Here is a 12,878-nt window from a genome sequence, read left to right on the forward strand (position 1 = left end):
CCGTCCGCCGTCCTTCCGGCCTCCCGAGCCCCCGACTGTTCGTCCACGCCCAGAGGGAGCGGTTTCCATGAGCACACCCGGCACCACGGCCTTGCCCGTGGGCGGCCTCAAGAACCCCGGTGCGGGCCTGATCACGCTCGACCCGGCCCACACGGCGCTGCTGCGCGGCCTGGACGAGCTCCTCACCGGTCTCGCCGGGCGGCTCTCCGCGCCGGAGGTGACGGGGCCGCCGCTGCTCTCCGTCGAGAGCCTCGCGCGCCTGGACTTCTTCCGTAACTTCCCCCACCTCGGCGTCTCCGCCGGCCGCTTCACCCCCGAGGCCCTCGACGGCCTCGCGGCCGGTGAACAGCCGGGCGGACTGCCGCTCACGCCCACCGGATACCTGCTGCCGTCCGCCACCTGCTACGGGCTGCTGCTCTCCCTGGAGGGCCGCGACGTCGGCGAAGACGGCCTGCGCCTCTCCGCCGCCGGCCGCTGCTTCCGCAACGAGACCCACTACGACGGCCTGCGCCGCCTGTGGGGCTTCCACATGCGCGAGGTCCTCTACCTCGGCACCAAGCAGGGCGCCGTCGAGCACCTCGAAGGCGGCGCCGAGTTCATCCAGGAGCTGGCCGGCCGCCTCGGCCTCGTCCTCACCCGCGCCACCGCCGACGACCCCTTCTACGACAAGGGCGGCTCGCGCGCCCGCCTCATGGCCCTCGACCCGGTGAAGCACGAGTTCAGCGCCCCCGACGGCACCGCCATCGCCTCCGTCAACCGCCACCGCAACTTCTTCGGCGAACGCCTCGACATCCGCGCCGGCTCCCACGGCCCCGCCTACAGCGCCTGCGTGGCCTTCGGTGTCGAACGCTGGGTCCACGCCATGCTCCTCGCCCACGGCACCCCGGAAGCCGCGCTCGCCCGCCTCCGCGACGCCGCCGCGCTCTGACCCGAGCCCGTCCCCCCGGCCCCGCACTCCGGGCCCCACCACCCCACCACCCCAGCGCCACCGAACAGGAGCGACCCCGCACCATGGAACGCATCACCGACTGGCTCCACGAGAAGAACCCCGGCCTCGACGGCCCGATCGACGCCGACGAGGACCTCATCGAAGCCCGGCTCATCGACTCCATGGACTTCCTGGAGTTCATCGACCTCCTTGAGGACATGTCCGGCGACTCCATCGACCTCCAGGAGGTCACCATCGACGACTTCCGCACCCTCAACCGCGTCAAGGCCCGCTTCCTGGACCCCGCCGCACCGGCCGCCGCCGGATGACCGAGCACCCGTGACGGGCGGCGACCCCGCGCCGCCCGGCCCGGACCGGCCCGCCCTCGCCGCCCTGGCCACCACGGCGGAAGTCCTGTCCCACCCCGAGCTCCACGAGGGGCTGCTCGCGCCGTGGGAGACACGGCGGCTGGCCCCGATCCGCCTGCCGTCCCGCCGCGACGACGTCCTCGCGGCCCGGCTCCTGCTGCGCCTCTGCGTCGCCGCGTTCACCGGCCGGCCCCTGCCCGCCGCCACGCCCGCCCAGTCCTGCCCCACCTGCGGCCAGGCCGGGCACGGCCGCCCCTACCTCCCGGGCCACCCCGAACTCGGCCTCAGCATGAGCCACGCGGACGGTCTCGTCGCCGCCGTCATCGGCCCGGGTCCCGTCGGCATCGACGTCGAACCCTCTTCGCGCCGCCCGGGCCCCCTCCCCGTCCTCCGCCGCCTCCTCCCCGAAGCCGCCCTCGACGCCGCCCTCGCGAGCCCCGCCCCCGACACCGCCCTCCTCCCCCTCTGGGTCCGCCACGAAGCCCTCTTCAAAGCCGGCGACCCCTCCCTCCCCGTCCGCGAATGGACCGACCCCCAACGCGCCGCCGTCACCGCCGTCGCGGGCGCCGCGCCGGTCACCGTTCTCGCCCCGATACCCGGCCTTGCGGGGGGCGCGCAGAGGCCGAGGTAGGGGAAGGCGCGCACAACATCCTTACGTGGTGGCTGTGTCAGGGGTCTTGCGCGGTCACTTGGGGCTCTCTAGTCTCCGCCAATGGTTAGGAACGCTTCCTATCCATTGGGCAGGGCGAGAAAGGGTGTTGTCATGCGGAGACGAAGTGCCTCGCTTCTCGGGCTCGCGGGGTTGTTGGCGGTGCCGCTTTCGGTGATGCCGCAGGCGGAGGCCGCGGATGGGCTGGTGTCCGGGGGGAAGGCGGTGACGGCGTCGTCGGTGGAGACGTCGGCGTTCGGGGCGGGCCTGGCCGTCGACGGGAACACGGCGACGCGGTGGGCGAGCGCGGAGGGTGTCGACCCGCAGTGGATCCGGGTGGACCTCGGGGCGAACCACACGATCTCGCGGGTGAAGCTCAACTGGGAGGCCGCGTACGGGAAGGCGTACCGGATCCAGACCTCGGCCGACGGGTCGAGCTGGAGCGATGTGTACGCGACCACGGCGGGCGACGGGGCGACCGACGACCTGACGGTCTCGGGCAGCGGCCGGTACGTGCGGATGTACGGGACCGGGCGGGGGACGCCGTACGGGTACTCGCTCTGGGAGTTCGAGGTGTACGGGGCGCCGTCCGGCGGGGGCGGGGGAGGCAGTGGGACGGCGGTGCCGTTCGGCAGCCACCTCAAGCCGTACGCGGCGGGCATGCTGAAGCCGTCCGGGTCGCAGGCGACGACCGACCAGAAGGTCGTCGAGTACTACAACAAGTGGAAGGCCGCGTTCGTCCGGCAGAACTGCGGCAACGGCTGGTACCAGATCATCTCGCCGGACGCCGACCACCCGTACGTCGCCGAGGCCCAGGGCTACGGCATGGTCGTGACCGCCACGATGGCGGGCGCCGACCCGGACGCGAAGAAGATCTTCGACGGTCTGGTGAAGTGGAAGATCGACCACCCGTCCTCCGTCAACCCGAACCTGCTCGCCGCCGAACAGGACGTCGCCTGCAAGAGCGTCAACGGCGGTGACGGCGCCACCGACGGCGACATGGACGTGGCCTACGGCCTGCTCCTCGCCGACAAGCAGTGGGGCAGCGCGGGCACGTACAACTACAAGGACCTCGCGCTCAAGCACATCGCCGCGATCAAGAAGGACGAACTCAACCCGACGACCAAGCTGTTGAAGCTCGGCGACTGGAGCAGCTCCGGCGACCAGTACTACTGGATCAGCCGGACGTCCGACTGGATGGTCGACCACTTCCGGGCCTTCCGCACGGCCTCCGGCGACACCACCTGGGACGGTGTGCGCAGCGCCCACCAGACCCAGATCTCCCGGCTCCAGTCCACCTACGCCCCGAACACCGGCCTGCTGCCCGACTTCGTCGTCGACACCAACACCACCCCCAAGCCGGCCCCCGGCCAGGTCCTTGAGGACCCCAACGACGGCGCGTACTGGTGGAACGCCTGTCGCACCCCGTGGCGCATCGCCGACGACGCCGTGACCAGCGGGGACTCCACCTCGCTCGCGGCCGCGCGGAAGCTCAACGGCTGGATCAAGTCGAAGACCGGCGGCGACCCCAACAAGATCGCCATCGGCTACAAGCTCAACGGCACCCAGATCTCCTCGGGCAGCGAGGCCGCCTACTTCGCTCCCTTCGCCGTGGCGGCGATGACGGACTCGGGCAGCCAGGCCTGGCTCGACGCCCTCTGGAACAAGATGCTGGCCACGCCGGTCGACACCAGCAGCTACTTCTCGGCGAGCATCCAGCTCCAGGTCATGATCACGGTCTCGGGCAACCACTGGGTCCCGTAGGCCAGTTCGCGACCTCAGGGGACGGACAGGCCCCTGAGGTACGCGGACAGCGCGGCCCCGGTGCCGTCGAGCGGGAACCGGGCGCCGAGCTGTCCGTCGGGCCGGACCACGAAGCCGGTCGCGCCGTCGGGGAGGTAGAGCCGTGCGAACTCCCCGGCGGCGTCGCGGTAGACGGCGCCCGGGGCCGCTCCGTCCGGAGCCTCCCGGGCGAGTACGGCGAGCGGCGGCAACAGGTCGCCCGAGGCCCGGGCGAGATCGGCCGCCCGGGCCAGTACGGCCGCTTCGGACCCGTACAGGAGCACCACGTGCCCGGTCCGGCCGCGCAGCACGTCGAGCAGGCGCAGCGGATACCCGGCGATCGGGGTCGTCAGGCCCGCGCAGTCCGGGGCGCGGTCGCCCGGCTGGGGTGCCTCGTCGGGGCCGTACGGGGTCCCGGAGAGCGGGCCGCCCCGGTAGCCGACGAGCAGCTGGGCCTCGCGGAGCATCCGCGTGTGCCGCAGGTCGGGGCCGGTCTCCATGCCCTGGGTGGCATGCCGGACGGTGCGGCCCACGACCTCCTCGCCGACCGGGCGGCGCTCGGCGTCGTAACTGGTCAGGAGGGCGGGCCCGGCCTCGCCGCGCAGGACGAGAGCGAGTTTCCAGGCGAGGTTTCCGGCGTCCTGGACGCCGGTGTTCATGCCCTGGGCGCCGACCGGCGGGTGGATGTGGGCCGCGTCGCCCGCGACGAACACCCGGCCCTCCCCGTAGCGGTCGACGATGCGGTGGCTGATGCGGAAGACCGACGACCAGCGCAGCGCCGACAGCCGCGCCGGGCGGGGCGCCAGACGGTCGACGACGTCCTGGAGCTCTGCCAGACCGGGGCCGTTGCCCTCCAGACCGTGCGCGACACCGTCCCCGGCGCCCTCCCGGGGGGCGGTGTCCGGCGGGGCCTTCATCGACATGCGGTAGCGCCCCGCCCCCGGCAGCGGGACGCACACCAGGAGGTCGTCGCCGTCGCCGTCCGGCGACGGGCGGCTGGAGCGTACGGCGTACCCGGGCGGCAGGTCCCAGTCGGCCTCGACGTCGCCGAGCATGTACGTCTCCGGGAACGCGGACCCCTCGTAGGACAGGCCCAGGGTCTTGCGGACCACGCTGTGGGCGCCGTCGCAGCCGATCAGATACCGGACCCGCAGCTCCTCCTCCGTGCCCGGGGCGGTGCGGAGCCGTGCGGTGACCCCGTCCTCGTCCTGGGTGAAGGACAGCAGTTCGGTGCCGCGTTCGACGCGCGTGCCGAGCCGGGCCACGTACGCCTCGAGGAGCCGCTCGGTCTCGTACTGCGGCAGCGCGGCGAAGCCGTACGGCACCTCGGGCGGGAGGGAGAGGTCGATCCTCGCCCGCTCCCGGCCGTCGACGTAGATCAGCTGCCCGCGCAGCGGAACGGCGGCTTCGAGGACGTCCCTGACCAGTCCCATCCGGTCCCAGAGTTCCAGCGTGCGCGGTTGGACCCCGACCGCCTTGGCGTACGGCAGCCGGGCCGGCAGCCGGTCCACGAGCCGGCAGCGCACGCCCCTGCGGCGCAGCTCGGCGGCGGCGCTCAGGCCGACCGGGCCCGCGCCCACGACCAGCACGTCGGTGGCGTCGGAGGAGTGGGCCATCGATGCCTCCCGGTGCTGCCCGGTCTCCGTTCGTGTCCCCGTACGTCCATCGTCACCCGCCCCCGCCCGTGCGGCGAGCGCGCGGCGGAACCGGGCGGGGCCGTCCGGCGTCCGTCACCGGCATGAGCGAGAACCCAGTACACGGGGAAGGGCACGACGGCGAGGAGCGGGGGAGCGACCGGGCGGAGAGCGCCGTCGGCTGCCTGCTCGCCGTCGCCGGGGTCGTGGTCGTGGGGGCGTTCGCGCTGAGCAGGGCCGCGTACACGATCGACGGCGGCTTCGAGGCGCACGCCAGGGACTGGGGCGTGATCCTCCTCGAACTGCCGCTCATCCTCTGCGGCGGTCTCGTCGTACCGCCGCTGACCTACGCGGCGGCCGGCCGATGGCTCCGGCCCTGGCAGGCCGCGCTCGTCTGCGTGGCGGTCGTCGCGCTCGGCCTTTGGGGGCTCGCGCTCGGCTGGAACCCGCCGCAGAAGCCCGATCCCGGGTACGGCCCCGGCATCTGACGGACTTTCGATGGGCCTGCGGCGGAGGAGGTACGGTGCCGGGGCGCGGCCGCACCCCGGGCCGGGCAGGCAGCCGGAACATCCCACGGGACCCGTGAGAGAGAAGCGAGGAAGTCCATGGCAGCGGCAGAGGAGCGGCGCACCCCGACGACGGTCGTGTCGTACCCGGTGGGGCATGTCGTCGGCGGACGGCAGGACGTACGGGACGACGAGTGGGGCGAAGTGGAGTCGATCGTCCGGCTCGACGCCGAGGTCTTCGGTCCCGAGGCGGTCGCGGGGCTCGACGACTTCTCCCACCTGGAGGTCGTCTACCACTTCGACCGGGTGCGGCCGGACGCCGTCCAGACCGGCGCGCGTCACCCGCGCGGCAACACGGACTGGCCGCTCGTCGGGATCTTCGCCCAGCGCGGCAAGAACCGCCCCAACCGCCTCGGCGTCTCGCGCTGCCGGCTGATCCGCACGGACGGCCTCGACCTCCATGTGCGGGGACTTGACGCGGTCGACGGCACACCGGTGCTCGACATCAAGCCGTACATGGCGGAGTTCGGCCCGCAGGGGGCGACCGGGCAGCCGGAGTGGGCCGACGAGATCATGCGCCGCTACTACTGAGCCCGAATCCGGGCCCGGACCGTGGTGAACTGACACGCGGAACTCGAACTAGGGTTTCCCCGTGCGTGTACTGCTGGTGGAAGACGACGAACCGGTCGCGGAGTCCCTGCGGCGCGGGCTTCTGCGCTACGGGTTCGAGGTGGAGTGGGTGACCACGGGGACGGCCGGCCTCGCCGTCACCACCCCCTACGACCTCGTGCTGCTCGATCTCGGGCTGCCCGACACCGACGGGCTCGACGTCTGCCGGGCGCTGCGGCGGCGCGGGGACGTGCCGATCATCGTGATCAGCGCCCGGAGCGACGAGACCGACCGGGTCGTCGGCCTGGAGATCGGCGCCGACGACTACGTCTCCAAGCCCTTCGGCGTCCGTGAGGTCATCGCCCGCATCCGCGCCGTGATGCGCAGGGTCCGCCCCGCCGAGCAGCCCTTGGGGCCGCAGCGGTACGGGACCAGGCTGACCGTCGACCGCAAGGCCGCCCGGGTCCACCTCGACGGCGCCGAAGTCGCGCTCACGCCCAAGGAGTACGACCTCCTGGCCTTCCTCAGCGAGGAACCAGGCGCGCTGATGTCCCGCGAACAGATCATGGAAGCCGTCTGGGACGCCAACTGGTTCGGCCCCACCAAGACCCTCGACGTGCACGTGGCCGCGCTCCGGCGCAAGCTCGCGGGCGCGGTGGTCGTCGAGGCGGTCCGGGGCGTGGGCTTCCGGCTGGTCGTGGTGACCGAGGAACCGTCGGGCGGACCCGAGGCCGGAGACGGGGCCGGACCCGGGGCCGTCGCGGAGGCCGGATCCGGCGGGACGCCGGCGGACCGCGCGTGATCAAGCGGCTGATCGTCAGCTACGTGGCCCTCGTCGCGGTCGCGCTCGCCGCCTTCACCGTGCCCGTCGCCTTCACGCTCACCGCCCAACTGCGCGGTGACACCGAGGAGTCCGTACGCCGCGAGGCCACCACGATGGCGCTGCTGCTCGGCGACGGCGACGAGCCCGCGCGGCAGGCGCTGGCCCGGATGGCGGGGGCGTACGCGGACGAGACGCCGGGGACCGTGGAGGTGGTGGCGGCCGACGGCAGGAGCGCGGTGCCGCCGCTTCCGCTGCCCGCCCACCCGGAGGACCCGGCCTTCGGCCGGGCGCTGACGGAGGGGCGGACCACCGTCGACTGGGGGTCGCGGCTGGTGTGGGGTCCCGAGCTGGTCGTCACCGTGCCGGTGTACGCGCGGAACGGGGCCGTGGGGGACCGGATCGTCGGCGCGGTCCGCATCCGGTACGAGACCGAGGACCTCACCGACCGACTGTGGAGCATCTGGGGCTTCCGCGCGATCCTCGCGGTCGGCGTGCTCGCCGTGGCCGCCGGGCTCGGCGCGATCGTGGCCCGGCTCCTCACCAAGCCGCTGCGCCAGCTCAACGACATGGCCAGCAAGTTCGGCGACGGCGACCTCACCGCCCGCTCGCCCGTCACCGGCCCCCAGGAGACCCGGACGCTCGCCCGCACCCTCAACCAGGGCGCGGAACGCCTGGACACCCTCGTCGCCTCGCAGCGCATCTTCGTCGCGGACGCCTCCCACCAGCTGCGCACCCCGCTCACCGCCCTGCGGCTCTCCCTCGACAACATCGCCGACGGCGTGGAGGACGAGTTCGTCCACGAGGACGTCGACCAGGCGACCGCCGAGGTCGTACGGATGAGCCGCCTGGTCAACGGCCTGCTGGTGCTCGCCAGGGCCGAGGCGAAGGTGTCCGCGCCCGAACCCCTGGCCCTGCGCGAGCTCGTCGAGGAACGCCTCAACGTGTGGCGCCCGGCCGCCGACGAGCGGGGTGTGACCCTAGCCCTCACCGGCGACGCCGACGACCGGGCCCGGGTCCTCGCGGGGCCGGGCAACCTCGACCAGGTCCTCGACAACGTGCTCTCGAACGCGCTGGAGGTCTCCCCGGACCGGGGCACGATCACCGTACGGGTGGAGACCGGCGGCCCCGAGGAGGCCGTCCTCGAGATCCTCGACCAGGGCCCCGGCATGTCCGCCGCCGAACAGGCCCGCGCCTTCGACCGCTTCTGGCGCGGTCAGGGCCTCACCGGCCGTACGGGCTCGGGCCTCGGCCTCGCCATCGTCAAGCAGCTGGTGACCGACGACGGCGGTCGGGTCGCCCTGCGGGACGCGCCCGGCGGCGGCCTGTGCGTCCGGATCGGACTGCGCACCGACGCCGACGCCCCGCGCCGGATCAGCCCTCGGCCGGCAGCACCGAGGAGTGGTGGTTGACGATCAGCCAGGTGCCGTCCCGCTTCTCGTACTGGTACGTGTAGCGCGCGTCGACCGCCTTGGTGACACCCGTCTTCGGGTCGGTGAGGTGGAAGCGGTAGAGACCGGCGTCGATGGCCGAGTTCCCGTCGAGCACGTGGATCACGGAGCGGACCTTCTCGCCCCGCGGCTTCTTCTGCAGGAAGTGCTCGAAGTAGTCCTCGATCTCCGCGTGGTCGGTACGGATGCGGGGCGAGGCGGTCGGCAGCAGCACGGCGTCCTCGGCGTACAGCGCGGTGACCCGCTCCGGGTCCCCGCTCCGCAGCGCCGCGTTCCACCGGTCGAACAGCCCGGCGATCTCCCGCTCGCTCACCCGCCCGGGCCGCTCGCCGCGGTCCTTCTCGCCCGCCTGGGCCACCCCGACCCCGGCGGCGAGGGTGCCGAGCGCGGCTATGGCGACACCGCCCGCGACGGCGGCGCGAATACGGGGCCTACGATTCATCGGAGCTCCTGCGATCAGTGACTTCCCCTGTACGCGGCCGCGTACGGGTCCCGTCACTCTCGCTGCGCCCCGGTTAAGCCCCGTACAGCGCACGTCAAGCGCCCGGCCAAGACTCGGGAAGGATCGCCGTCAGCGCGCGCCGACCGAGTCGATGACGCCCTTCCAGTCGCGCCGGTAGCCCTCGCGGAGCGGGCCGCCGACGAGATCGAGGACCCTGCCCGCCGCGTCGGAGAGCGGCGTGGGGTCGCCGGAGACGCAGAGCCGGAGGTGGCCGTCGAGGAGGGTGGCACCCAGCTCGGGATCCGCCGCGAGCAGCCGCCGCGGCAGCCACTTCCCGCTGCCGAGCCACCCGCGCCGGTGGTCGCACAGCAGGTCGGCGGCGGCGTCGAGGACGAACCCGGCCACCGCGATCCGCTCGAACCGGTCGTTCGTGTCCGCCAGGTCGTCCAGCGCGTCCGTCAGGCCGTACCGCTTCGTCTCGACGGTCTCCGGGGCCAGCGGGCGCGGTCCCTCGCGGAGGTCGGCCCCGGCGAGCGCGCGGGCCTCGCCGGCGGCGCCGTCCCGGTCGACGAGGACGAGCCCGTCGGCGTACATGCTCTGCAGCACCGCACGGCGGGCGGCGACGTCCGCGGCGAACAGTTCGCGGAGCCCGGTCCGGGTGTGGACGAAGAACTCGACGACCCTCCCCTCGAACCGGATCGTCTCGCGGTACGACTCGCCGTCGTCCGGCACCAGGACCGCGATGTCCAGGTCGCTGCCCGGGGTGGCCCGGCCGGCGGCCGTCGAACCGGCGAGGACCACGGCGAGGGCGTCGGGGAAACGGGCGTGCGCGAGACGTCGAGCCTGGTCGACGGGGTCGTGGGTCATGGCGGACAGGTTGCCAAACCCCGGCCGCGTTCGCGAACCGTTTCCCGCCTCTGACGTGCGACGAAGGGCCCGGCGCGGTCCCGCGACTCAGGGCCTCACGATGCCCCGGATCACCCCGAGGTCCAGGAGGTCCCTTGGGCGTACGCGGAGTTGGTCCGCCGTCGTGTCGGTCTCCTCCGGGGGGCGCTTCAGGATGGAGGCCGCCAGTTCGGGGGCGATCACCGAGAAGTAGCTGTCGGGCGTGGCCCAGAGGTTGTCGGGCGCGGCGAGGGCGAGGGCGCCGCCGGAGCCGCCCTCGCCGATGAGGAGGGAGGTGAGGGGGACGCGTGCGGTGGCGACGGCCGCGAACAGGTCGGCGATGGCCGGGCCGGCGCCGGCGTGTTCCGCCGCGGGGTCGTTGGCGGCGCCGGGGGTGTCGACGAGGGTGAGGACCGGGATGCCCAGACGGTCGGCGAGACGGACCAGACGCGCGGCGGTACGGAAGCCGGCGGGCCGGGTCGCGGTGCCGCACTGGGCGGCGAAGGCGACGGTGCGGCCGTCGGGGAGCCGGCCGAAGCCGCAGCGCATCCCCGGGTCGACGCCGCCGCAGCGGTCCCCGGAGATCTCCTCGCGCAGGGTGAAGTGGGCGTCCAGGTAGGCGGGGGCCCGGGGGCGGTCGGGGTGCCGGGCGTCCGCCACGGCCTGGCGGCCGGTCGCGGCGGGCTCGGCGCCCGGGGCGGAGAGCGCGTGCGGCGGCGGGACCGGGCCCTCGGCGGGCCGGGTCAGCAGGGCGAGCCAGCGCCCCAGGACCGCGCGCAGCTCGTCCGGCGGCACGATCGCGTCGACGTGGCCGTGCGCGAGCTGCGCCTCGGCGGTGTACGCGGCCGGGTCCGCGTCCAAGGGCCGTACCCGCGAGCCGGCGAAGCCCACCTGGGCCCCGGGCAGGGCGAGCACCACGTCGGACCCGGCGCCCAGGGTCGCCCAGCCGCCGCCCGTCGTCGGGTCCCGCAGGACCGCGATCTGCGGCAGCCCGGCCGCCCGCGTCAGCGCCGACTCCCGGGCGAGGTACTGGAGCTGGAGCAGCGCCCGCATGCCCTCGTGCATCCGGCTGCCGCCCGTCGCGGGCAGCACGACCACCGGCAGCCTGCGCGCGCGGGCCAGCTCGTGGGCGGCCGCGGCCCGCGCTCCCGTCCGCTCGCCGAGCGAACCGCCGAGGAACCGGAACTCGAAGGAGATCAGGACCACCCGGACCCCGCACACCCTGCCCGTGCCGCACACCACCGACTCGGTCTCCCCGGTGCGCTCCGCCGCGCGGGCGTGCGCGGCGGCGTAGCCGGGCCAGTCGATCGGCCCGTCGCCCGCCAAGGGCTTCTCCGGGTAGGGCAGTTCGGTGAAGTCGTCCGCCACGAGCGCGATCGCCTCGCGTGCGGTCCTCGGGTCGCTCATGGGGGCCTCGCCGCTCCTCGCCGGAGTGTGCGTACGGGTGGGTCCGGGGCCTGTGCGGGGGACCGGCCCGTTCGTGCGTTCCCACCGTACCGCCCGGCACGGCGAGGGCCGGGCCGGGCGGGCGTACGGCGTTCGAGTGCGGAGCCGGTGTCCTTCCCGGGCCGCGTGCCTCAGGCCGCCGTGGGCGTCTTCGTCGGGCTCGCGGCCGGCCCCGGCCCGCGGCGGCGCCGGAAGAGCCGGCGCTCGCGCGGCGGCCGGTCCGGGAGCCAGCCGAAGGCGAGGGAGCTGCCGATGAGTCCCAGCATCATCCCCACGAGGAACCCGCCGAGGTTGGAGGTGACCCAGCTCCCGAGGGAGGCGAGGACTCCGACGACCGAGTAGAACAGCCGCTGGCGGGGGTTGAGGACGACGAGCAGCCCGCAGATCACCATGAGCGCGGGCAGCACGTAGCCGACCAGGCTGTCGGCTCCGGCCGTGAGGATCACGGTGATGCTCGCCCGCTGGGTCAGCAGGATCTCGGCCCCGCCCAGGGCGAGCGTGACACCGGCGCCGAAGGGGCGGCGGTGCCGCCAGCGCCGGAAGGTCCGCCAGGGGTGCCGGGGACGGCCGCGCGCCATGCTCAGCAGCCCTTCGAGCTGAAGTTCATGTGCAGGTCGGGCAGGGTGAAGCGGACGGCGGTCGTGGCGTAGTTGGTCTGCCGGAGGTCCTTGATCGTGACGGTGTCGGCCTGCTGGCCGAAGGAGCCGAGCGGACCCTTCACCGGCGGCTTGTCGAAGGTGCTCGCGTCGCCGCCGATCTCGATGTTGTCGAAGTCGGCGAGCTTGCCGCTGATGTCGGTGGAGTCGGTGGTGAGGCCCGAGGCCTTGACCGGCGTGCCCTTGCCGCCGGCCGTGATGTGCAGGTAGGTGCCGCCGAGTTCGACGCTCTGACAGAGGTTGGTGAGCTTCGCCTCGCGGATGGCGGTGACGATGACCAGGACCTGGCCGCCGGTGTCGCCGGCGTTGGGGCTGCCCTCCGCCATGTTGTCGAGGGCGCCGAACTGGCCGAAGCCGGTGCCCTCCATGGAGTCGGCGGTGACGGTGAACGGCATGCCGGAGATGGCGAACTGGGCGGCGAGCGCCCCTTGCGCGGTGAGGACGACGAGGGTGGCGGCGATCGCCAGGGCGGGGCCGCCCATCATCGCGGCGCGGCGGTAGCGGACCCGGCCGCGTCTGCCGGAACCCTCTTCCGGCGCGGGGGAGTCGGGGTGCCCGTCAGGGGTGCTTTCGGGGGTGCCTTTGGACAGGGCCATGCGGTGCTCCTGACATGAGTGAGGAAACAGACCTGCGCGGCGACGTCCTGGCGCGGACCGTCCCCCAACCCGCCCGGGTCTTCCTCGCGTGGTGCGGAGGCAGACG

Annotated in this window: 14 protein-coding genes; 8 read left to right on the forward strand and 6 right to left on the reverse strand. The window is 73.7% G+C overall.

Going from position 1 to position 12,878, the window contains the following annotated elements; all coding sequences use genetic code 11:
• The first annotated feature begins 67 nt into the window (after positions 1–67).
• The 4 genes from ACZ7G1_RS13335 to ACZ7G1_RS13350 all read left to right on the forward strand — a co-directional run bounded on the left by ACZ7G1_RS13335 (position 68) and on the right by ACZ7G1_RS13350 (position 3,709).
• Entirely contained in the window at positions 68–928 is an 861-nt protein-coding gene (locus ACZ7G1_RS13335) for a class-II aminoacyl-tRNA synthetase family protein (protein WP_470871395.1), read from the forward strand.
• A gap of 83 nt (positions 929–1,011) precedes the next feature.
• Positions 1,012–1,257 (forward strand): acyl carrier protein, encoded by a 246-nt coding sequence (locus ACZ7G1_RS13340; RefSeq protein ID WP_470871394.1) that lies wholly within the window; start codon positions 1,012–1,014, stop codon positions 1,255–1,257.
• A 10-nt stretch (positions 1,258–1,267) separates the two neighbouring features.
• On the forward strand, positions 1,268–1,927 hold the full coding sequence (locus tag ACZ7G1_RS13345; protein WP_470871393.1) for a 4'-phosphopantetheinyl transferase family protein: 660 nt from the start codon (positions 1,268–1,270) through the stop codon (positions 1,925–1,927).
• Between the two features lie 132 nt (positions 1,928–2,059).
• Positions 2,060–3,709 carry a glycosyl hydrolase family 8 gene (locus ACZ7G1_RS13350; RefSeq protein WP_470871392.1) on the forward strand — a complete coding sequence of 550 codons (1,650 nt, stop codon included), beginning with the start codon at positions 2,060–2,062 and terminating at the stop codon, positions 3,707–3,709.
• Between the two features lie 14 nt (positions 3,710–3,723).
• Here ACZ7G1_RS13350 and ACZ7G1_RS13355 read toward each other — a convergent pair whose 3' ends face one another.
• Positions 3,724–5,343 (reverse strand): FAD-dependent monooxygenase, encoded by a 1,620-nt coding sequence (locus tag ACZ7G1_RS13355; RefSeq protein ID WP_470871390.1) that lies wholly within the window; start codon positions 5,341–5,343, stop codon positions 3,724–3,726.
• A 122-nt stretch (positions 5,344–5,465) separates the two neighbouring features.
• On the opposite strand from ACZ7G1_RS13355, the gene ACZ7G1_RS13360 reads away from it, so the two are divergent.
• From ACZ7G1_RS13360 to ACZ7G1_RS13375, 4 genes are all read left to right on the forward strand, one after another.
• On the forward strand, positions 5,466–5,849 hold the full coding sequence (locus ACZ7G1_RS13360) for a hypothetical protein (RefSeq protein WP_470871388.1): 384 nt from the start codon (positions 5,466–5,468) through the stop codon (positions 5,847–5,849).
• Positions 5,850–5,966: 117 nt separating this feature from the next.
• Positions 5,967–6,458, forward strand: a complete 492-nt coding sequence (locus tag ACZ7G1_RS13365; protein WP_470871386.1) for an SAM-dependent methyltransferase — start codon at positions 5,967–5,969, stop codon at positions 6,456–6,458.
• 61 nt (positions 6,459–6,519) lie between these two features.
• A complete protein-coding gene (locus ACZ7G1_RS13370; RefSeq protein WP_470871384.1) occupies positions 6,520–7,278 on the forward strand; it encodes a response regulator transcription factor in 759 nt (252 codons plus the stop codon).
• Positions 7,275–8,708, forward strand: a complete 1,434-nt coding sequence (locus tag ACZ7G1_RS13375; protein WP_470871383.1) for a sensor histidine kinase — start codon at positions 7,275–7,277, stop codon at positions 8,706–8,708. Before ACZ7G1_RS13370 ends, ACZ7G1_RS13375 begins: the two co-directional genes overlap by 4 nt.
• Here ACZ7G1_RS13375 and ACZ7G1_RS13380 read toward each other — a convergent pair.
• From ACZ7G1_RS13380 to ACZ7G1_RS13400, 5 genes are all read right to left on the reverse strand, one after another.
• Entirely contained in the window at positions 8,671–9,189 is a 519-nt protein-coding gene (locus ACZ7G1_RS13380) for an SgcJ/EcaC family oxidoreductase (protein ID WP_470871381.1), read from the reverse strand. The genes ACZ7G1_RS13375 and ACZ7G1_RS13380 overlap by 38 nt on opposite strands.
• 129 nt (positions 9,190–9,318) lie before the next feature.
• Complete coding sequence (locus ACZ7G1_RS13385; RefSeq protein ID WP_470871380.1) at positions 9,319–10,056, reverse strand: nucleotidyltransferase domain-containing protein; 738 nt, start codon at positions 10,054–10,056, stop codon at positions 9,319–9,321.
• 87 nt (positions 10,057–10,143) lie between these two features.
• Positions 10,144–11,481 (reverse strand): carboxyl transferase domain-containing protein, encoded by a 1,338-nt coding sequence (locus tag ACZ7G1_RS13390; RefSeq protein WP_470871378.1) that lies wholly within the window; start codon positions 11,479–11,481, stop codon positions 10,144–10,146.
• A 170-nt stretch (positions 11,482–11,651) separates the two neighbouring features.
• Complete coding sequence (locus ACZ7G1_RS13395; protein WP_470871376.1) at positions 11,652–12,098, reverse strand: DUF6114 domain-containing protein; 447 nt, start codon at positions 12,096–12,098, stop codon at positions 11,652–11,654.
• Positions 12,099–12,100: 2 nt separating this feature from the next.
• Positions 12,101–12,772, reverse strand: a complete 672-nt coding sequence (locus ACZ7G1_RS13400; RefSeq protein ID WP_470871374.1) for a DUF6230 family protein — start codon at positions 12,770–12,772, stop codon at positions 12,101–12,103.
• Between the last annotated feature and the right edge of the window lie 106 nt (positions 12,773–12,878).

It is taken from the genome of Streptomyces sp. NPDC037273 (assembly GCF_055603625.1).